This window comes from Bacillus sp. EB106-02-03-XG38, assembly GCF_058792175.1.
In genome coordinates this window covers 191,732-213,947 of the sequence record NZ_JBYTED010000006.1, presented here as the reverse complement: position 1 = coordinate 213,947, position 22,216 = coordinate 191,732, and the positions used below count along the sequence as shown (strand labels likewise).

General features: G+C 36.9%; 18 protein-coding genes and 1 riboswitch. All 18 genes read right to left on the bottom strand.

Features of this window, described 5'->3' with window-relative positions:
- Window positions 1-101 precede the first annotated feature (101 nt).
- Complete coding sequence (locus AC3WTI_RS23855) at window positions 102-1,061, bottom strand: ABC transporter permease (RefSeq protein ID WP_000008843.1); 960 nt, start codon at window positions 1,059-1,061, stop codon at window positions 102-104.
- Window positions 1,062-2,120 (bottom strand): ABC transporter permease, encoded by a 1,059-nt coding sequence (locus tag AC3WTI_RS23850; RefSeq protein ID WP_087958630.1) that lies wholly within the window; start codon window positions 2,118-2,120, stop codon window positions 1,062-1,064.
- The gene (locus AC3WTI_RS23845; RefSeq protein ID WP_097840525.1) at window positions 2,113-3,645 is read right to left on the bottom strand and encodes an ABC transporter ATP-binding protein; all 1,533 of its coding nucleotides are present in this window, start codon (window positions 3,643-3,645) and stop codon (window positions 2,113-2,115) included. The genes AC3WTI_RS23850 and AC3WTI_RS23845 overlap by 8 nt, the downstream gene beginning before the upstream one ends.
- Before the next feature lie 108 nt (window positions 3,646-3,753).
- Window positions 3,754-4,821, bottom strand: coding sequence for a BMP family lipoprotein (locus AC3WTI_RS23840; protein ID WP_087958629.1), 1,068 nt, complete (start codon window positions 4,819-4,821; stop codon window positions 3,754-3,756).
- A gap of 90 nt (window positions 4,822-4,911) precedes the next feature.
- Complete coding sequence (locus AC3WTI_RS23835; protein ID WP_000114176.1) at window positions 4,912-5,637, bottom strand: GntR family transcriptional regulator; 726 nt, start codon at window positions 5,635-5,637, stop codon at window positions 4,912-4,914.
- A 232-nt stretch (window positions 5,638-5,869) separates the two neighbouring features.
- Window positions 5,870-5,971, bottom strand: a riboswitch (purine riboswitch).
- 203 nt (window positions 5,972-6,174) lie between these two features.
- Entirely contained in the window at window positions 6,175-8,556 is a 2,382-nt protein-coding gene (locus tag AC3WTI_RS23830; protein WP_087958627.1) for a DNA translocase FtsK, read from the bottom strand.
- 210 nt (window positions 8,557-8,766) lie between these two features.
- Window positions 8,767-8,970 (bottom strand): YlzJ-like family protein, encoded by a 204-nt coding sequence (locus tag AC3WTI_RS23825; RefSeq protein WP_087958626.1) that lies wholly within the window; start codon window positions 8,968-8,970, stop codon window positions 8,767-8,769.
- Window positions 8,967-9,716 carry a translocation-enhancing protein TepA gene (tepA, locus tag AC3WTI_RS23820; RefSeq protein ID WP_087958625.1) on the bottom strand — a complete coding sequence of 250 codons (750 nt, stop codon included), beginning with the start codon at window positions 9,714-9,716 and terminating at the stop codon, window positions 8,967-8,969. Before tepA ends, AC3WTI_RS23825 begins: the two co-directional genes overlap by 4 nt.
- A 104-nt stretch (window positions 9,717-9,820) precedes the next feature.
- Window positions 9,821-11,491: a ribonuclease J gene (locus AC3WTI_RS23815; protein ID WP_000823086.1), complete on the bottom strand. Its 1,671-nt coding sequence runs from the start codon at window positions 11,489-11,491 to the stop codon at window positions 9,821-9,823.
- A gap of 686 nt (window positions 11,492-12,177) precedes the next feature.
- Complete coding sequence (gene dapA / locus AC3WTI_RS23810) at window positions 12,178-13,056, bottom strand: 4-hydroxy-tetrahydrodipicolinate synthase (RefSeq protein WP_000564777.1); 879 nt, start codon at window positions 13,054-13,056, stop codon at window positions 12,178-12,180.
- A gap of 11 nt (window positions 13,057-13,067) precedes the next feature.
- The gene (dapG, locus tag AC3WTI_RS23805) at window positions 13,068-14,300 is read right to left on the bottom strand and encodes an aspartate kinase (RefSeq protein ID WP_087958624.1); all 1,233 of its coding nucleotides are present in this window, start codon (window positions 14,298-14,300) and stop codon (window positions 13,068-13,070) included.
- 23 nt (window positions 14,301-14,323) lie between these two features.
- A complete protein-coding gene (gene asd / locus AC3WTI_RS23800) occupies window positions 14,324-15,370 on the bottom strand; it encodes an aspartate-semialdehyde dehydrogenase (protein ID WP_061678191.1) in 1,047 nt (348 codons plus the stop codon).
- Between the two features lie 150 nt (window positions 15,371-15,520).
- Window positions 15,521-16,120 (bottom strand): dipicolinate synthase subunit B, encoded by a 600-nt coding sequence (gene dpaB / locus AC3WTI_RS23795; RefSeq protein ID WP_001049480.1) that lies wholly within the window; start codon window positions 16,118-16,120, stop codon window positions 15,521-15,523.
- Window positions 16,117-17,019 carry a dipicolinic acid synthetase subunit A gene (dpaA, locus tag AC3WTI_RS23790; RefSeq protein WP_087958623.1) on the bottom strand — a complete coding sequence of 301 codons (903 nt, stop codon included), beginning with the start codon at window positions 17,017-17,019 and terminating at the stop codon, window positions 16,117-16,119. Before dpaA ends, dpaB begins: the two co-directional genes overlap by 4 nt.
- A gap of 232 nt (window positions 17,020-17,251) precedes the next feature.
- Entirely contained in the window at window positions 17,252-17,497 is a 246-nt protein-coding gene (locus tag AC3WTI_RS23785) for a YlmC/YmxH family sporulation protein (RefSeq protein ID WP_087958622.1), read from the bottom strand.
- A gap of 130 nt (window positions 17,498-17,627) precedes the next feature.
- The gene (locus tag AC3WTI_RS23780) at window positions 17,628-18,869 is read right to left on the bottom strand and encodes a M16 family metallopeptidase (RefSeq protein WP_000592989.1); all 1,242 of its coding nucleotides are present in this window, start codon (window positions 18,867-18,869) and stop codon (window positions 17,628-17,630) included.
- Between the two features lie 86 nt (window positions 18,870-18,955).
- Complete coding sequence (locus AC3WTI_RS23775) at window positions 18,956-19,855, bottom strand: polysaccharide deacetylase family protein (protein WP_087958621.1); 900 nt, start codon at window positions 19,853-19,855, stop codon at window positions 18,956-18,958.
- Window positions 19,856-20,006: 151 nt separating this feature from the next.
- Window positions 20,007-22,145, bottom strand: coding sequence for a polyribonucleotide nucleotidyltransferase (gene pnp / locus AC3WTI_RS23770; RefSeq protein ID WP_048530482.1), 2,139 nt, complete (start codon window positions 22,143-22,145; stop codon window positions 20,007-20,009).
- Window positions 22,146-22,216 lie beyond the last annotated feature (71 nt).

Sequence of the window (22,216 nt, the reverse complement as noted above, 5' to 3'; positions counted from 1 at the left end):
CCTCTTTCTAAAAACTTGAATATGTAAGGAACATAGTAAAATTCCGTATTAAATATAGTCTATGTAAAAAAGCCCGCACTAATGTGCGAGCTTTTTTATACTTATCGTTTTCCTTTTTCATAAGGAGTTCCTAATGCTTTCGGAGCTTCAGAACGACCTACAAAACCAACAAGCGCTAATATTGTAAATACATACGGTAATATCGTTAAGAATACACTTGGAATTTCCTTTAGTACCGGAATTGTACCACCAGTTATTCCTAATGATTGAGCAAATCCGAAGAACAGAGCCGCTCCAAGAGCACCGAGTGGATTCCATTTACCGAAAATCATAGCTGCTAGCGCTAAGAAACCTTGTCCCGTAATTGTAGCACCTGAGAAGTTACCAGAGATCGACATAGCGAAGACCGCTCCACCAACTCCTGCAAACATTCCAGATATAGCTACTGCAATATAACGCATTTTATATACATTAATACCCATCGTATCTGCTGCCATTGGATGTTCACCAACCGCACGAAGACGAAGACCGAACGGCGTTTTATAAATGACATACCAAACGACAAACGCCAAAATAATAGCAATATATGATGTTAACGGTACATTTGAGAAAAAGATTTTTCCAATTACCGGAATATCCGAAAGACCCGGAACATCGATTTTTTCAATGCGGTATTGAATGAAATCAGTTTGTCCTTTGCCAAAGATTTTCTTAATCGCAAATACTGTTAAACCAAGAGCTAAAAAGTTAATCGCTACCCCGCTCACCACTTGATCTGCACGGAATGTAATAGATGCTACCGCGTGAAGAAGTGCAAATAAGCCACTACCAATCGCTGCGAATAATAGTGCGATCCAAGGTGTCATCGATCCCCACGTATCACCCATTAATAACGTTGTAACAATTCCGATAAATGCACCGAATAACATTAAACCTTCTAACGCTATATTTACAACTCCAGAACGTTCACTAAACACTCCACCTAACGCCGTAAAAATAAGTGGCGCTGCCGTATATAACGTACCCGTCACAAGAATGGCTAAAATATCTAAAAAGCTCATTTATTTCCCCTCCTTGCTCATGCGTGTAAGTGCCCAGCGTAAAACATAACTGCACGCAACAAAGAAAATAATACATGCAATAATAACGTTAATTAACTCAGAAGGTACATCTGCTTCAAAATTCATTTGTGGAGCTGCACTTTTTAAACCACCGAACAGTAAAGCTGCTAATAATATACCAAATGGATTATTTCCTCCTAGAAGCGCTACCGCGATCCCATCAAATCCGATACCAGTAAACGACGACATCGCCGTCATACTTTGGAATGTCCCTAGTCCTTCCATAGCTCCACCAATTCCGGCAAAAGCACCTGCAATTGTCATTGATAATACAACATTACGCGATACTTTCATCCCTGCATATTGAGAAGCATTTTGGTTAAAACCAACCGATTTTAATTCATATCCTAACGTTGTTCTATCTAATAAGAACCACATTACAATTGCAACGATAATAGCTACAACAATTCCCCAATGTAAACGAGATCCATCTGTCAATGAAGATAACCAGTCAGAAGCTAACGAAGCACTTGCTTGTACATCATAAGACTTCTCATTACCTTCATGAATAAAACGCTTAATAAGATCATACGTAACATAAAGTGCAATGTAGTTCATCATAATTGTAACAATTACTTCATTTACTTTAAGCTTTCCTTTTAAATATCCAGGTATAAAACCCCATAAACCGCCGGCGATTGCTGCCACTAAAATAGATAACGGAATATGCAAAATTGCTGGTAACGACACTGCATATCCAAACCAAACAGCAGCAAGCCACCCAACTAATAACTGTCCTTCCACCCCAATATTGAAAAGACCTGTACGAAATGCAAATGCTACTGAAAGGCCAGCTAGTACAAGCGGAATCATTGTACGCAACGTCTCACCGATAGCTTGTGGATTACCAACCATCCCTTCCCAAAGTGCGGCATATCCAACAATTGGATCATATCCACTAACCAACATTACAATGGCACCAACAAGTAAACCGAAAACTACGGATAACACAGGTACTAAAATATTAATTGTTCGTTCCGTTAAAAATTTTTTAGTCATTTGTGTTCACCTTCTCTTTCCCTGTCCCGCCGGCCATCAATAACCCAAGCTGTTGTTCATTCGTTTCTTTCGCATCAACAATTGCCACGATTTTCCCTTCATATATAACAGCAACTCGATCACTTACATTTAAAATTTCATCCAGCTCTAAAGATAAAAGTAATACTGCCTTACCGTTATCTCTCTGCTCGATTAATTTTTTATGAATAAATTCAATCGCACCTACATCTAAACCACGTGTTGGCTGCGCTGCAATTAATAAGTCTGGATTACGATCTACTTCACGTGCAATAATTGCCTTTTGTTGGTTTCCACCAGATAGAGCACGAGCTAACGTGTGTTCCCCAGGTGTACGTACATCAAACTGTTCAATAAGCGCTTTTGCTTTTTCTGTAATCTTACTAAAATTTAAAATCCCTTTCTTTGAAAATGGATTTTTATAGTATGTTTGTAAAACAATATTGTCCCGAACAGAAAAATCGAGAACAAGTCCGTGTTTATGACGGTCTTCAGGAATATGACCAATCCCCTCTTCTGTTATTCTTCGAACTGGCCAATTCGTTATTTCTTTTCCTTTAATTGCAATAGAACCTGACTCAACTTTTCGTAAACCAGTAATCGCCTCTATTAATTCACTTTGACCATTTCCATCAATTCCTGCAATCCCAACGATTTCTCCTGCACGAACAGTTAAGTCAAGGCCTTTTACAGCAGGTAACTTGCGCGTATCATGAACAATTAGGTTTGCAATAGATAGTACTTCTTCCATTGGTTTAGCTTCTATTTTTGCTGTTTTAAAATTCACTTGACGTCCGACCATTAACTCTGCAAGTTTATGCTCATCCGTTTCCGCTACATCAACAGTACCAATCCCCTTACCTTTACGAATAATTGTACAACGATCGCAAACTTCCATAATTTCTTTTAACTTATGTGTAATAAGAATGATAGATTTCCCCTCTTGCACAAGCTTTTTCATAATTTGAATCAACTCATGAATTTCTTGAGGAGTTAACACCGCAGTTGGCTCATCAAATATTAAAATCTCAGCACCACGATAAAGAGTCTTTAATATTTCAACCCTTTGCTGCATCCCAACAGAAATATCTTCAATTTTCGCATGCGGATCAACAGCTAAACCGTACTGTTCAGATAATTGCTTAATTTCTTTTGCAGCTTCTTCAACAGCAATTTTTCCATTTTTCTTTGGTTCATTTCCGAGAATAATATTCTCTGTAACTGTAAAATTATGAACAAGCATAAAATGCTGATGGACCATCCCAATACCAAGGTCATTTGCTATATTCGGATTCGTAATTTTAACAGGGTTTCCTTTGATTTTAATTTCTCCCTGTTCTGGTTGATACAAACCGAACAGCACATTCATCAGCGTTGATTTCCCTGCACCATTTTCTCCAAGTAAAGCATGTATTTCTCCCTGTTTTACTTGCAGCGTAATATCATCATTCGCTACAATGCCTGGGAATACTTTTGTAATATTGTTCATCTCAATTACGTATTCCATTTTGTTCCTCCTTTTAGCAGGGAACACTCCCTAATTACACTCTATTAAAAGTATTTTTATATATGCAAAGGTTAGTTCTACGAACTAACCTTTGCTATTTCTCTATTATTATTTCTTTAGAGAAGCTTCATATGTTTTATATTCTTCGTCTGTTGCAGGTACTTTAATTTCACCAGCAGTAATTTTCTTCTCAAAATCTTCTATTTTAGTTAAAATTTCCGGGTTTACTTTTTTCACATTATCAGTTGTTTTCGCAATACCAACACCGTCATCTTTTAAGCCAAACTCTTCTACTTTACCGCCTTTTAGCTTACCATCTTTCGCTTCTTGTGCTACTTTTGCTACTGCAACATCAACACGTTTTACCATCGAAGTTAAAGTTACGTTTTCAGGCATACCTTCTTGATTTTGGTCACGGTCAACACCGATTACCCAAACGTTTTCACCTTTTTTCTTACGGTTTTTCGCTTCTGTGAATACACCGTTACCAGTTGCACCTGAAGCATGATAAATTACGTCAACTCCACCACCGTACATTGCTGAAGCTAATACAGATCCTTTTTCTGGTTTATCAAATGCATCAGCATATTGTGACACGATTTCGATATTTGGATTTACTGCTTTTGCACCAGCTTTGAAACCTGATTCAAATTTTGTAATTAATGGGCTTTTTACACCACCAACAAACCCAACTTTATTTGATTTTGTCGTCATTGCTGCTACAGCACCAACTAAGAATGAACCTTCATGGTCTTTAAATGTAATACTTGTTACGTTTGGCTTCTTTACAACTGTATCTACAATCGCAAATTGTTCTTTCGGATACTGATCAGCTACTTTTTCGATTGATTTTTCCATTAAGTATCCAATACCAAATGTTGTGTTATAATGATCTTTCGCAAATTTCGTTAAATTCGGGATATAATCCGCATCTTTACTAGATTGAAGATAACGATATCCTTCATTTTTCTTTAAGTCATTATCTTTACCGAACTTCGTTAAACCTTCCCAAGCTGATTGGTTAAATGATTTGTCATCAACGCCCCCAACATCTGTAACCATACCAACTTTAAACTCTTTTTTGTCGCTACTCGCTTTATCCGAGTTACCACATGCACCTAAAACCGCACTTGCTGCTAATGTTAATGATAATAAAAGACCTGTTTTTTTCTTCATACTAGAAACCCCTCCTGAAATGAATTGTCTATTTTTTTATACGCTGCTGTCCCTAACTTCTTGCTGTCACCTCCCTAAAATGGAACTCACCTACATACGTTTTCTTAATACGTGGAAGCTAAACTTATCAGCTCTAAAGTAATTGATAGAATATAAGATTGGCTCATCATTTTGATCATAGTGCATTTGTTTTAATACTAGCAGTGCTGTTTCTGGTTCACATTCTAAAATCGGTGAAATTTTCGGATGATAGCCAATTGGCTCAATATGAGCAACCGCGTATGTGATACGTTTATGCGTATTGTTATGTATCACCGTTAGCAATGATTCTTCATTGTATCCCGATAAATCCGGCAATATTTCTTTTGCAAGTTTATCGATACAATATACAACAGGCTCCCCATCTGCTGTACGCACACGCTCGATCATCACTGCATTAAAACCATCTTCACTATTAAACTTCTCTTTTTCCTCTTCTGTTAAACTTGTTGTAGATGATGATAGAAAGATAGTTCCTGGTGTTTTCCCCACACTAGAAATCATATCTGTAATACTAGAAAGTTGTTCAATCCCCGAAGAAAATAACGGCTTAGCATTTACAAATGTTCCTACACCATGTCTACGAATGACAACATTTTCTTCTTCTAAAATACGCAGTGCTTCCCTTAAAGTCGCTCTACTTACGCCAAGTTCTTTCGCTAAATCAAACTCTGATGGTAACTTTTGTCTTTCTTTGTAAGCTCCATCTTTAATTTTTTCTTTGATGTGATCAATCACCCGTAAATATAGGTGACGACTATCGGATTTTACTGACATAAGACTCCCCCGCATTTCAATTATTCGACCTCTGATGTAAGACTTCTTTTCTCTTTTTTCAACTTACAACATAATAAAAATTACTAAACACTAAAATAAGCGCAATTGTCGAATAAATATTAATAATTTTTTAAGATGAAATTTTCACTCTTTACTGCATAAAAAAAACTTTGCACCATAAACATTCCTCATTTCGAGAAAAAGTTCGGCACAAAGATCTCTTACATCCTTTGTTACACACTTTTCCCCTCATAGTCCAGCAATTCATGGTTGCCAGGTAGAAACTTATGGACCTTATCTCCAAGATTATATGAGGCAGTGATTCTTTTCGAAGTAATCTTACCACTTGCTCCCATACGTGTCAACAAAATTTAACATTTTTCTACATTAAATATCGAACGTTCACAAAAAACCACACCAAAGTATTCGTATTCTAAAGAACCACTTTAAATGTAAGCCCTTTCTTTACCTCTGAACATAGTATATAACAAAACCAGCATATAAAAAAGCCTAATTGTAAAAACAATTAGGCTTTTTTTATGAACTTTTTTCTTGTACATCATTAATGAGCACTTCTCGTGGTTTACTACCTTCATACGGACCTACTACACCATTCATTTCCATTGCATCAATTAAACGAGCAGCTCGCGTATATCCAACTCTAAACCTACGTTGCAACATAGAAACAGATGCCGTTTGCATTTCCACTACGAGCTGAACTGCTTCATCATATAATTCATCTTCTACTTCCTGCTTCGTATCAGGAACATCTTGCGGAATCATATCTTCTTGATATTGCGCTTTTTGCTGACCAATAACATATTCTACAACTCTCTCAACTTCATCATCTGATAAAAACGCACCTTGTACACGTACAGGCTTCGATGCACCAATTGGTATAAACAGCATATCTCCACGACCTAGTAATTTCTCTGCACCACCGCCGTCAAGAATTGTACGAGAATCTGTTTGAGAAGATACAGCGAATGCAATACGTGATGGAATATTCGCTTTAATAACTCCCGTAATGACATCAACTGATGGACGCTGCGTTGCAATAATTAAATGAATACCAGCCGCACGAGCCATTTGTGCTAGACGCATAATTGCATCCTCTACATCTGATGAAGCAACCATCATTAAATCTGCTAACTCGTCCACAATCACGACAATATAAGGTAATTCCGGTTGTTTCGCTTCTGATTGACTATTATGTTCTTTTATATAGTCATTATATCCTTCAATATTACGCGTGCCACTATGAGCAAACAACTCATAACGACGTTCCATCTCACTCACGACTTTTTTCAATGCTTGCGATGCCTTTTTCGGATCCGTTACAACTGGTGTTAATAAGTGAGGAACACCGTTATATACATTTAACTCTACCATTTTCGGATCAATCATCATTAATTTTACTTCATGTGGTTTTGCACGCATTAAAATACTAACAATAATACCGTTAATACATACACTTTTCCCGCTACCCGTCGCACCAGCTACTAGTAAATGGGGCATTTTATTTAAACGGGCTAATACAGCTTCACCTGTAATATCTCGTCCAAGACCAATTAACAACTTCTCTTCTGGATGATTATTAGCCTTAGAATCAAGAACTTCTCTAAGCGTTACCATAGAAACTTCTGAGTTCGGAACTTCAATCCCTACAGCTGATTTCCCGGGAATTGGTGCCTCGATACGAATGTCTTTCGCAGCTAAAGCAAGTGCTAAATCATCACTTAAACTAACGATTTTGCTTACCTTTACTCCCATATCAGGATACACTTCATATTTTGTAACTGCAGGACCTCTATGTACTTTTGTTACTTTCGCTTTCACTCCAAAGCTTTGGAAAGTACGCTCCAATTTACGAGCATTCTCATAAATTTCCGCATTTTCATTTGTAACTTGCTTATTCTTTGGAAATTTCAATATATCAAGTGCAGGGAGCTTGTAATCTTTATTTTCTACATTTGAAAATTGCATAGGAGGTGCTTGTGTTTCCCCTTCTAGCGATTCAACGATTTTTTCTCCACGCTTTTTCTTCGGCTCTTCAATTGGCGGAGCCTCTTCGATAAATGGTGAAGTGATTAACTCTTCTTCCTCTACTTCAATTCGTTTATTCTCTTCTTCATTTACAGGATAATTCTCAGTGAAATTCGAAATAATGGGAGGATCAATTGAGATTTCTTCCATCGGCTCAATAATCTCTTCTTGTTCTGCAGCACGTTTGCTCCTTGTGCTTCTCGTTGTTTTTTTCTTTTCTGTTTGTTCAGCCGTTCTTTTCGCTCTCCAATCTTTATAGTCCCCTTGCATCACTTGAAATTGACTTCTAAGGATTCTACCAACTGGAGCTAACACTTCTCCAATATGCTTATTTGTTATACAAAGTATACCGAGAATAACTAAAATAATACCAATAATATAAGCTCCTACTTCATCAAATAAGAAATAACAAGTCGCGAACATAAGCGCACCAAACATGCCACCACCTAAATGAACACTATCTGGCCCTTTTTTCATTTCAAGAAAGAAATTATCTTTCGTACTCACAATAACAGAAGTATTTTGCACTGCTCCATCTTTCGTAAGTAGGTTAAATAATGTAATATGACTAAACATTAATATCGCCAATACTATTAAATAAAAACCGATTAACCGTTTATTTAAAAGGTTCGGCCATCCACGTTTGATAACAAACGAAACCGATAAAGCTATTACACCCAACACACCAATTATGTACCACTCACCAAAGAAGAAGCGAAAAAATAACACAAACGATTTCCCTACAACGCCTAGCTGTAAAATCGTAATGATTGAAAGTGCAAAAAGAGTTAAACCGACGATTTCATAATACAAGGTTGGCTTTATCGTACGTCTTGCCTTTGCCTTTGTCCCTCTTTGCTTTTGTTTTGCCATTTCTTCACCTCGTGTTCTACATATACGTAAAGCCTCCTAAAAACTCTACTTATATGTCTGTTTTCTCTATTTTTTCAGGTCTCTATATCTTCTATTTTTACACTTCTTGTAAAATGTTAAATAAACAGAAGAAAGCAGCCCTCTCATGGCTGCTCAACCGTCTTGTTTTTTATATTATACCATAGCTTCTAAACAAAATCCTTCTTTTTACTAAAAGGTTATTTTCTGACCAGGCTCAAACTCTAAGTAGTGAAACGGATCCGTACTTAACACACGTACAATCGAATAATACCCATGTTCTTCTTCTGAAACCATTAATTCAACACCATTTATATTTACAATTTTTTGACTTTCACATTGAGAATAATCGGGTGGATACACGAGTTGCTCTGGCATAATTGTATATAAAATCATTGTAACATTGTCCCTTCTGTACTATCATCTCCGCGAGCATCTATTAATTCATTCAGTTTTCGAATCGCATTTCCGATACCACCGACATCATCTATAAGACCATACTTCACTGCATCTCCACCAATTACATTCGTACCAATATCTCGCGTTAAATTTCCTTTCGCAAACATAAGCTCTTTAAAACGATCTTCCGTGACTTTCGAATGCTTCGTCACAAATCGAATGACTCTTTCTTGCATTTTATCTAAATACTCAAATGTTTGCGGCACACCTATAACAAGACCTGTTAGGCGAATAGGATGGATTGTCATCGTCGCAGTTTCCGCAATAAATGAATAATCCGTAGAAACAGCAATTGGCACACCGATAGAATGTCCTCCGCCCAGAACAAGTGATACAGTCGGCTTTGAAAGTGAAGCGACCATTTCAGAAATAGCTAGCCCGGCTTCGACGTCACCTCCGACAGTATTTAATATTAAAAGTAAACCTTCTATTTTCGGATTTTGTTCAATTGCAACAATTTGTGGAATGATATGCTCATATTTTGTTGTTTTATTTTGCGGCGGCAATTGGACATGACCTTCCACCTGTCCAATAATTGTTAAACAATGAATACGCGATTCATTCATTTGTGGTACATTCGTTTGTCCAAGCTGTTGAATTTTTTCTACTATTGAAGCTTCTTTTCCAGCTTCTTTCGGCTCAGCCTCTTTCTCTTCATTTGTATAACGATCACGTTCTGTCATATCGCATCCCCTTTCACTCGTATATCACTATTATTTCTTAAGTTATAAATTTCATTCGATAGAGTTAAAAAAGAAAAAAAGATCACCCGTAAAGGTGACCTTTTTTAAACTTCCATAATAATCGGTAAAATCATAGGTTTTCTCTTTGTCTCTTCGTACAAGAACTGTCCTAATAATTCACGAATATTTTGTTTTAGCATAGACCATTCAATTGAATATTCTTTAATTGATTGCTCAACAATCATACGTACAATCTCTGTAGAGCGGTCAATTAACGCTTCTGATTCACGTACATACACAAAACCACGTGAAATAATTTCTGGACCAGAAACAATTTTCTTTTCATCCTTACCAAGTGTTACAACAACTACTAATATTCCATCTTGAGATAACATTTTTCTATCGCGAAGAACGATATTACCAACGTCACCTACACCTAATCCATCAATTAATACATTCCCAGCTTGGACTTTACCAACTAAGTTCGCTTCATCGTCACCAAAACCGATTACATCGCCTTTTTCTACGATAAAGATATTTTCTCTTGCAATACCTACATCTTCAGCTAAGTATGCATGCGCTTTTTGCATACGGAACTCACCATGTACGGGTACAAAATATTTTGGTTTCATTAAATTTAACATTAATTTTAATTCTTCTTGGCTACCGTGACCTGAAACGTGAACTTTTCTTTCACCGTAATAAACAACTTCAGCCCCTGCTCTAAATAACAAATCGATAATTTTTGATACAGATATTTCATTACCCGGAATTGGAGAAGCCGCAATAATAACCGTATCACCTTTACGAATTGAAATTTGTTTATGAGCTTGCTTCGCCATTCTAGAAAGTGCCGCCATCGGTTCCCCTTGGCTACCTGTCGTTAAAATAGCTACCTTTTTCTCTGGGAAATTGTCTACTTCTTGTAGTGAAATAACCATACCTTCTGGAACATCTAAATAACCAAGACGTCTTGCGATATCTACTACTTTCACCATACTACGTCCTACAACCGCTACTTTTCGTCCTGTTTCAGCAGCTGCATCAAATACTTGTTGAATACGATGTACATTCGATGCAAATGAAGCAACGATAATACGTCCTTCTGCGCCGTAGAACACTTTAGAAATTTCTACACCAACTTCTTTTTCAGAACCTGTATAGCCTGGACGCTCAGCATTTGTACTATCAGATAACAAGCATAGTACGCCTTCATTTCCGATTTGAGCCATTTTTCCAAGATCTGCCCCGCTATTTCCAATTGGAGTTTGATCGAATTTAAAGTCTCCTGTATATACAATCGCACCTTTTGATGTATGGAAACAAACACCAACAGAATCTGGAATACTATGTGTCGTTCCAAAGAATGACACCGTTGTAGTATTAAACTCTACTGTTGAATTTGAATCGATTGTTTTTAAGTCTACACGGCCTAACATACCCGCTTCGCCAAGTTTTTCTTGTATAAGTCCTACTGTTAATTTCGTTGCATACACTGGAATAGATAATTTACGAAGTACGTAAACAATACCACCAATATGATCTTCATGACCGTGAGTAATAAATAAACCTTTTACTCGCTCTTGGTTTTCCACTAAATATGTAATATCAGGAATAACGATATCAATTCCAAACATTTCATCTCCCGGGAACATTAACCCTGCATCTACAATAAAGATTTCAGAATCAATTTCAACACAGTACATGTTTTTCCCGATTTCACCTACTCCACCAAGAGCAAATACTTTAACAGACTCATTCTCTTTTCTCTTCATGTTGTTGCCTGGTTTAAAAATCTTTCAAACACTGATTTCACTAAAATTGCAGAGACACCAGGGGAAACTCTACAACCACCATATATTCACCGTCCAAGACGAATGTCCTTACCGTTATGCGATATCATGTCCTTGTTTATTTTTTAAACCAGGTTTCACCTCTCTTTCATTATATAAATCAAATATCTTATTCGATATGATATGAAAATGTAATCAAATTATAATTTTTACCAATTTTGCTAAGCATACCCGTACTAAGCTACTTAGCCATATTATACCTGATACAAGAAATAGAACACAAGTTAAATCGTGCGAAAGAATAGGTAAAAGAACGGAATTATAGCAAAAGTATCGAGCGTATTTCCTTTATATTCACTTCGATTTTACACTCCATATTATTTTGAAGAAATAGGCATACATACGCTAAATTCATTTCATAATATGGATTTTCAAGACTTATTTTTCTAGAATTGAACAAAAACACTTACAAAATGGAGTTTTTTTAAGAATTACTTCAAATCTGAGGGGATTTCTCTAAAAAACCGAAACGGTGGTTTATTACGTATTTACAAATGTTTATTCTATAATCACTTTGTTTTTAATTCATTTCAAGGGTACGATATTTTCTTATACATGTTGCAATACATAATAAAAAATGACCTAGTTCTAAACTAGGTCATTTTTTATTAACGAGGGATAGATTGCATAACAGATTGTAGCGTTACTCTTTCTTCTTCTGTTAATGGAAGAAGTGGTAAACGTACAGAACCTACATCTAATCCAACCATTTGTAACGCTGTTTTTACTGGCGTTGGGCTTGGTGCCATAAATAATGAATCCGTTACTCTTACAAGTAATTGATGTAATTTTTGCGCCTTCTTAAATTCACCAGCTTGGAATGCTGCAATCATTTCTTGCATTTCATTTCCGATAACATGAGATGCTACAGAAACGATACCTTTCGCTCCAACTGCCATAGCTGGTAACGTTAAACCATCATCACCGCTGTATACTGCAAAGTCGTCCGCTGTTTTTTCAATGATTTCTGTCATTGTTAACACATCGCCGCCTGCATCTTTAATCGCAACAATGTTTTCTATTTCTGATAAACGAACAACTGTATCAACGGAGATTTGTACAATAGATCGTCCCGGAACGTTATATAGCATAACCGGAAGTGGCGTGCTTTCAGCAATTGCTTTAAAGTGCTGATACATTCCTTCTTGACTCGGTTTGTTATAATACGGTGCTACTAGCATTACTGCATCAACACCAACTTCTGTTGCCTTTTTAGTTAAGTCAATAGAAGCATGCGTATTATTGCTACCTGTTCCAGCGATTACGGGCACCCTTTTATCGACAACAGATACGACATGGCGATATAACGCTACTTTTTCTTCTGAAGTTAATGTAGGAGATTCTCCTGTCGTTCCTCCTACCACGATTGCTGTTGTACCGTTATCTATTAAATAATTTACCAATTTCGTTGTCTTTGCAAAATCGATATTTCCGTTTTTATCAAACGGAGTTACCATCGCGGTTGCAATTGTCCCAAAATCTATCATGGTCTCACTCCTTATTGTTCCAGTTGCTTTTCTTTTGAAAGCTCAAACGCACTATGTAATGCATTTACAGCCTCCACTAAATCCGTTTCTTTTACAAGAACCCAAATTGTCGTATGGCTATCTGCCGATTGCAGAATTTGAATACCTTTTTCAGCTAAAGCTGTAACGATTTTCGCAGTAACCCCAGGGTATCCTGCCATTCCAGCTCCTACAATAGATACTTTTGCACAATGTGCTGTCACAATTGGCTCGTATCCAAGGTTTTGTAATAATTCAACTGCACGATTTGATACATTATCACTTACCGTATAAGCTACCCCAGTAGGTGAAATGTTAATTAAATCGACACTGATTCCTTCATTCGCCATTTCTTTAAACACATGTTGCTGCAAATCATATGCTGTTTCTTTTGCAAGCACTTTAATTTGCGTCACATTTGATACATGTGCAATACCTGTAACAGGACGTTCTTCTACATCACGGCCTTTTGTCGCACCGTCAGATGCCGAAATAAGTGTACCTTCACTATCAGAATACGTAGAACGTACACGAAGAGGTACTTTCGCATGCATCGCAATTTCAACTGCACGTGGATGAACGACTTTTGCACCTTGGTAAGCCATGTTACAAATTTCGTTATACGTTACAGTTTGAAGGTGACGTGCATCTTTTACAATGCGAGGATCCGCAGTCATAACACCTTCTACATCTGTGAAGATATCGATAAATTCAGCATGAAGCGCAACACCTAACGCTGAAGCTGAAGTATCGCTACCTCCGCGTCCAAGTGTTGTCGTATCACCTTTTTTTGTTTGTCCTTGGAATCCTGTAACGACGATTACATCTACATTTTCTAACTCTTCATGTATACGATCGCAATTCATTTCAATAATCTTAGCATTTGTAAAATCATCATTTGTTACAAAACCAGCTTGTGCACCATTTAATGCCGCTGCTTTTATACCGCTCTCATTTAACATGTTAGAGAAAACGATTGCTGAGATTAATTCTCCGCATGATAATAATAAATCTTGCTCACGATTAGAAATGTGAGATTCCTCTTGATTTACAAGACTTAACAAAGTATCAGTTGCATATGGTTCACCTTTACGGCCCATAGCAGATACGACAGTAACTACTTTATAACCCGCATCTAGCGATTTTTTTATATGATGAAGCGCATGTTTACGTCCATTTTCATCACGTACAGATGTGCCACCAAATTTTTGAACAATAATTTTCATATTTTGCACCTTCTCTTAGCCGTTTACACTAATTGTAATTTTACTAAGCGCTCTGCAATTTGAACAGAATTCCATGCAGCGCCTTTTAATAAGTTATCAGATACGACCCAAAGATGGAATCCTTTATCGTTATTTAAATCTTTACGGATTCTTCCAACGAATACTTCGTTTTTACCTACTGCAGTAGCTGGCATTGGATATAACTGCTCCTCTGGGTTATCTTGCAGAACGATGCCTTCCGCATTTGCAAGTAAGTTTTTGAACTCTTCTACTGTTACGCCTTCTTTTTCTACTTCGATGTAAACAGACTCTGAGTGACCTGATACAACTGGTAAACGTACACATGTTGCCGCTACTTCTAATTCGGGCATATGCATAATTTTTTTCGTTTCATTAATCATTTTCATTTCTTCAAACGTAAATCCATTATCTTGGAACTTATCAATCTGTGGAATCGCGTTGAAAGCAATTTGGAAATGTTTCTTATCACCTGATACAGGTAAAACATTTGCCTTCACTTCTTCGCCATTTAAGATTGCTTGTGATTGTTCATGAAGTTCTTCAATCGCTGCCGCACCAGCACCTGATACAGCTTGATATGTGGAAACGATTACTCGTTTTAAACCATATTGCTGACGAACTGGCTCAAGAGCTACTACCATTTGAATTGTAGAACAGTTTGGATTTGCAATAATACCATTATGTTCTTTTAAGTCGTTTTCATTTACTTCAGGTACAACAAGTGGCACGTTTTCTGTCATACGGAATGCACTTGTATTATCAACAACAATCGCACCGCGCTTTGCTGCTTCTGGCGCTAATTGTTTTGATACAGATCCACCAGCACTAAATAGTGCGATATCTACTCCTTCAAAACTTTCAGGAGTTGCCTCTTGAACTGTAAATTCTTCGCCTTTAAATACAAGTTTCTTACCTGCAGATCGTTTAGATGAAAGTAACGTTAATTTCCCGATTGGAAATTCTCGTTTCTCTAAAGTATTTAACATTTGTTCACCAACTGCGCCGGTTGCTCCAACTACAGCGACATGAAAAGTTTTTTGCTTTTCCATCACTATGCCCCTTTCTAGATACCAATCCTTCTATAACTTAGAATCAGAAGGAGTATACAATACCCCTTCTAATCTTAATAACGTTAATTTTATCATATTCTACAGTAAGAATGATGGTTTCATCAAAAATTGTCCGTTTTTTTTCGTTTTTTAATTCATATATCTGAATTTTTCTACGACAACCGGTTGCAATTGCTTCCCTTGCAGCGCTTCTAATACTGTATCTTCCAGCAGCTCCATGCGAGCTACCATTGAGTTCGGTTTTTTCTCTGGTGCATCTTGGCCGAATGGCACGAAGTAGATGTTTTTTGTCGCCATTAGGCGCATGAGATTTACTCCATTAAGCCCTAAAGCATCATTCGTCGAAACAGCCAATACGACAGGCTTACCATTTCTTAACGTCGCTTTCGCTGCCATTAATACTGGAGAGTCTGTCATTGCATTTGCAAATTTACTCATGGAATTCCCTGTTAGTGGTGCAATTACCATACAATCTAGTGGAATTTTAGGTCCTAGTGGTTCTGCGCCAACAATTGAATTAATTGCTTTAAATCCTGTTACTTCTTCAATCTTTTTAATCCACTCTGCTCCTTCTCCAAATCTCGTATTTGTTGATTGAACAGTGTAAGAAACAACGGGGCGTACTTCTGCTCCCTCAGCAATTAACTTTTCTAAATGAGGCATTACTTCTTCGTACGTACAATGTGAGCCAGTAAAACCAAACCCTATTCTTTTCCCCTTTAAATTCATTCCCCATTCTCCTTTCTTGCGATTACGTCTTCTGCCAGTAACTGAGAAAGAACATTCGCTAAAATTTGTCCTGCTGTTTTTGGAGCAACAATACCTGGTAGACCAGGTGCTAATAGCGCTTTGACTCCTCTTTTTTCCGCATATCTAAAGTCGGTACCACCTGGTTTAGAGGCTAAATCAATTACTAACGTATGAGCCGGCATTTTTGAAATGACATTCGCTGTCACAACGAGATGCGGAATTGTATTAATGACAATATCGATATCCCCTACTTCTTGCTCAATGTTCTGCATATGAAAAGGAGTAAACATCATTTCTGTAATACGCGCAATATGTTCCGATCGTCTTGCTCCAACTTTGACATGGGCTCCTAATGATTGAAATGCTCTGGCAACACTCATCCCTGTTCTACCAAATCCTAAAACCATTACATTAGAACCATGAATCGTATAGTCGGTATGTTGAATTACCATCATTAATGTACCTTCTACAGTTGGAATAGAATTGTAGATTGCCACATCATCACGATCAAATAATTTAATAAGTTTGCGGTTTGTAGTAGATACGAGATTTTCCAAGTAAGGCGTACCAATACCTGAATATATAGTAAAATGTTCTGGTGTCTTTTCAATTTGTTCTTTCGTTATAGAAACTTTTTCGTTTGAAAAAATAGTATCTACTTCTCCCTTGGCATTTGTACCTGCAACTGGCAAAATAATTGCATCTACAGAAGTGAAATCTAAATTTTGTATACTTTCTTTTGCTGCCCCTGTGAAGCCATGATCTAACTGATCAAACCCTATCAATGAAAGTTTCGCATCCAATTCAACTAGTTTGCGAATTACTTCTAGCTGTCTTGCATCTCCTCCTATGACAGCAATATGCATCTCAGTCAACATTCCCTAATTCACCTTCTTTTTCTGTCATTTATAAGAAAAGTGCCTACTTTTTCTTTTTCCTCCACATCATATGTAATGTACGAGTTTTAGGTGATTGAAAAACAAAAAGCACGTATGATTTATCCAGCTCTTTGTATGCAGTAATACCCTAAAGTGAAATCTCCATTAAAATAAACTAATACTCAAAAGGGAATGTACAAAAAAAGATGACCAAAATGGCCATCTTTCACTTCTAATTGGAACGATCTGTAATATCACAAAGGATCATATCATGCCCCACTTTTTTAATTTGGTTCCACCCTACTCTTATTTCTTGTGGTTCCTTTTTAAAACCTCCCCATTTCCCAGCAGGTATGATAAGAGCATCTATTTGACCATCCTTCTCATCAATTTCTAAATCCACATAACCTAGAACCCCCATCTTTTCTGCTCTTTCTAAATTTACAATCTCTTTTCCACTTAATTCACTTAATCGCATATACTCTCCCCCTACCGAATTGATGAATGTAAGTTATCTATAATTAGTACCTATTCTGTATATCGCAAAAAAATAACCGTATCTCATTTAAAAGAGATACGGTTATTTTTACATACTTCATATTAAGTAATTATAGTTTTATTCCTTTTGGAAGTTTTCCATCTGGACTAATTAAGGCTGCAGAGAATTCATCTGTAAACATGTTACGAATTAACCCATCTACATTTTCTTTTGTTACAGTGTTTACACTTTCGATAATCTCATCAAGTGAACGATGCTTGCGAAGTAGCAATTCATTTTTACCATTACGGCTCATACGACTATTTGTACTTTCTAAACTTAACATTAAGTTTCCTTTTAATTGCTCTTTACTATTAATTAGCTCTTTTTCTGTAATACCTGTATTTTTCAATGTTTCTAATGTTTCTTGCATTGTTTCATACAGTGTATCTAATTGTTGACTACCTGTTCCACCATACAGTGTTAACATACCTGTATCTTCATAAGAAGAATGGTAAGAAAATACTGAGTACGCTAACCCGCGTTGCTCACGTACTTCTTGGAATAAACGGCTACTCATACTACCGCCTAAAACGTTATTTAATACGATTAAGTTATAAATATCTTCGTGTCCCATTTGTAAGCCTTTATATCCTAAACATAAATGAGCTTGTTCTGTTTCCTTTTTACGTGCTACCTTATTAAAATGGAAAATTGGGCTATGTACTTGTTCACGGTTTGTTGTTCCTTCATAACTACCGAAATATTGCTCTACCGTTTGTAAGAAGGCTTCATCAATATTTCCTGCAACTGAAACAACTACATTTTCAGGTGTGTAATGATCCTTAATATATTGGCGTAGCGTATCACCTGTAAACGTATCAAGTGTTTCTTCTGTTCCTAAAATAGGATAGCCAAGCGGATGCGTTTCATATGTTGCTTTCGTTAACATATCATGCACAATATCATCTGGCGCATCTTCGTACATTTTAATTTCTTCACATACGACATTCTTCTCTTTTTTCAATTCTTCTTCATCAAATGTTGAATTAAAGAACATGTCTGCTAATACATCTAAAGCATATTTAGCATGCTCATCTAGCACTTTTGCATAGTAACAAGTGTATTCTTTTGAAGTAAAAGCATTCACTTGCCCACCAATGCTATCAAATGATTCTGCAATTTCGCGTGCACTACGTGTTTCTGTTCCTTTAAAGAACATATGCTCTAAAAAGTGAGAAATTCCGTTATTTTTTTCATTTTCATTTCTTGATCCCGCATGGATCCAAATACCAATCGCAACTGATCTTACAGTTGGTATATTCTCCATAACTATTCTTACACCATTTTTACAAGTATATTTTTTAATCAAAAACTTTCCTCCTACTGCCAGTTTCTCTAAATAAGTGCTATTATTTAATGATAACAAGTTTAAGGATGAATGTCATGCAAATGTATTTAATCCACACGTTTTTCGTCCAGTAATTCTGTTATATTCCCTACTTTATACCCTAGTTCCTTCAATTTTGTAATCATTGTATCTAATGCTTCTGCCGTTGACGAAGTAGGATGCATTAATACGATAGCACCTGGATGTATTTTTCTCATTACTCTCTGCAGTAGTACATCTGGTTCAGGTCGCTTCCAATCGATTGTATCAACAGTCCACATAATCGTTCCCATTTGGAAATCATCAGCGATTTTCACGACTTCATCCCGAAAACTTCCACTCGGCGGGGCAAACCATCTCACCTTTTGATTCGTAGCAGCTTCAATCATTCGATTTGTTTTTTGTAACTGCTCTCGTATTTCATCAGACGATAGCGTTTTCATATTAGGGTGCGTATAAGAATGATTTCCGACTTCTTGATTTGCATCGACAATCATTTTTGCAAATCGTAAATTTTCTTTCACCCAACGTCCTTCTAAAAAGAAAGTCGCCTTCACATCATGCTTTTTCAATATTTCTAATATACGAGGCAAATACTCGTTTCCCCATGCCACATTTATTGTTAATCCCACCATCTTTTTATTCGGATGCCCCCTATAAATTGGAGCGGGTGATAAATCTTCTAAGTGGACACTCGGTGAGACTTCCTTGAATTCAAGATGTTTTTGATCAAATTCCTTTCGCTTCTTCATATTGTTATAGGATGCTTCAATATCAACTTGTCTTCCATTATATCCTGGTGTTGCTTTCCATATCTTATCAATCATCGCATTTTGAGGTGCAATCTCATATTGTTTTGCATGCTTTTGAATTTCTTCATATAAGTTATCCTGTGCAAAAACGGAATAAGAGCCTACACTGACATATAATAAGAATATACATATGTATGCCAATATACGAGCTTTCATATAAACCCTCCCATTAACTATATAAAAACCATTTTTCTTCTTATCTTTGTTAATTTGAGCGTTATAATGAAAACTATACCTATGCTGACATAAAAATATATATAAATCATATTTTTACATAACAAAAAAAGCCAGTTAAACTGGCTTTTGCTTATTGCTGCTCTTGTTTGTTTTCTTCTTTAGCAGCTTCTTTTTCTTGCTCTTCTTTTAGCAATACTTTTCTAGATAGATTCACACGACCTTGCTTGTCAATCTCGATAACTTTAACCGTAATTACGTCACCGATTTTTACAACGTCTTCTACTTTACCTACACGCTCAAGTGCAAGTTCAGAAATGTGAACTAATCCATCTTTACCGCTGAATAATTCAACGAAAGCACCGAATTTCTCAACACGTTTCACTTTTCCTTCGTAGATTTCACCTACTTGTACTTCGCGAACGATATCTTCGATAATTTTCTTAGCTTTGTCGTTCATTTCTTGGTTTATTGAAGAAATGAATACTGTGCCATCTTGCTCGATGTCAATTTTAACACCAGTTTCTTCAATAATTTTATTGATTTGTTTACCGCTCGGTCCGATAACGTCACGGATTTTATCTGGATTAATTGTCATTGTAATAATCTTTGGAGCGTACGCTGATAATTCAGTGCGTGGCTCTGCAATAACAGATAACATATGATTTAGAATGTGCACACGACCAACTTTCGCTTGTTGTAATGCCTCTTCTAAAATTTCACGAGATAGACCATCGATTTTAATGTCCATTTGTAGTGCAGTTACACCTTGTGCTGTACCTGCTACTTTAAAGTCCATATCACCTAAATGATCTTCCATACCTTGAATATCAGATAAAATTGTGTAATGCTCACCAGTTTTAACTAGACCCATTGCAATACCTGCAACTGGAGCTTTAAGTGGAACACCAGCATCCATCATTGCTAAAGTACTACCACAAATACTTGCTTGTGAAGTAGAACCATTTGATTCTAAAACTTCAGATACAAGACGTACTGTGTATGGGAAATCTTTTTCAGATGGGATTACAGGCTCAAGAGCACGTTCTCCTAGTGCACCGTGACCGATTTCACGACGACCTGGTCCACGCATTGGTCTAGTTTCCCCAACACTAAATGATGGGAAATTGTAATGGTGCATAAAGCGTTTTGATTCTTCTACACCAAGACCATCTAAAATTTGCACATCGCCTAATGCACCTAATGTACAAATACTTAATGCTTGTGTTTGTCCACGTGTGAATAAACCAGAACCGTGTGTACGAGATAAAATGCCAACCTCTGATGCTAATGGACGGATTTCGTCACCTTTACGGCCATCTGGGCGGATTTTTTCAACTGTAATGAGACGACGTACTTCTTCTTTTACAATTTTATATAAAATCTCATTTACTTGTCCTAATGTATCAGCGTCAGCTTCCTCAGCTTCGTAATGCTCAATTACACGCTTTTTCACTTCGTTAATTGCATCTTCACGTGCATGTTTCTCATGTACTTGAATTGCAGAATGCATATCCTTTTCAGCCATTTCACGTACAGCTTGGTTAAGATCAGCGTCAACTTCATAAAGTTTCACTTCTGATTTTTCTTTACCTACAGCTTGTACAATCTCTTCTTGGAATGCAATTAGACGTTTAATTTCGTCATGACCAAACATAATTGCTTCTAACATTGTTTCCTCAGGCACTTGATCTGCTCCTGCTTCAACCATGTTAATTGCATCTTTCGTACCAGCTACAACAAGGTGAATATCACTTTGTTCTTGCTGTTCTACTGTTGGGTTGATAACGAATTCGCCGTTAATACGACCAACTGTTGCACCCGCGATTGGACCTTCAAATGGAATATCTGAAATCGATAACGCTAATGAAGAACCAAGCATAGCTGCCATTTCAGAAGAACAATCTTGATCAACGCTCATTACGATGCTGACAACTTGTACTTCGTTACGGAAACCATCTGCGAAAAGTGGACGAATTGGACGGTCGATTAAACGACTTGCCAAAATTGCTTTTTCACTTGGACGACCTTCACGTTTAATGAAACCGCCAGGAATTTTTCCGACTGCATATAAACGCTCTTCATAGTTTACTGTAAGTGGGAAGAAATCTACATTTTTTGCTTCTTTTGATGCAGTTGCTGTAGATAGAACCGCTGTATCGCCATATCTTACTAATACTGCTCCGTTCGCTTGCTTTGCAAGCTGACCTGTTTCAACTGTTAGCTGGCGACCAGCTAAATCTATCGAGAAGACTTGCTTTTCTTGACTCATTTAAGTACCCCTCTCAATTTAAAGTATTCAATTCTTCTATGTAAATGGATAGTATATCACAATATTCTACC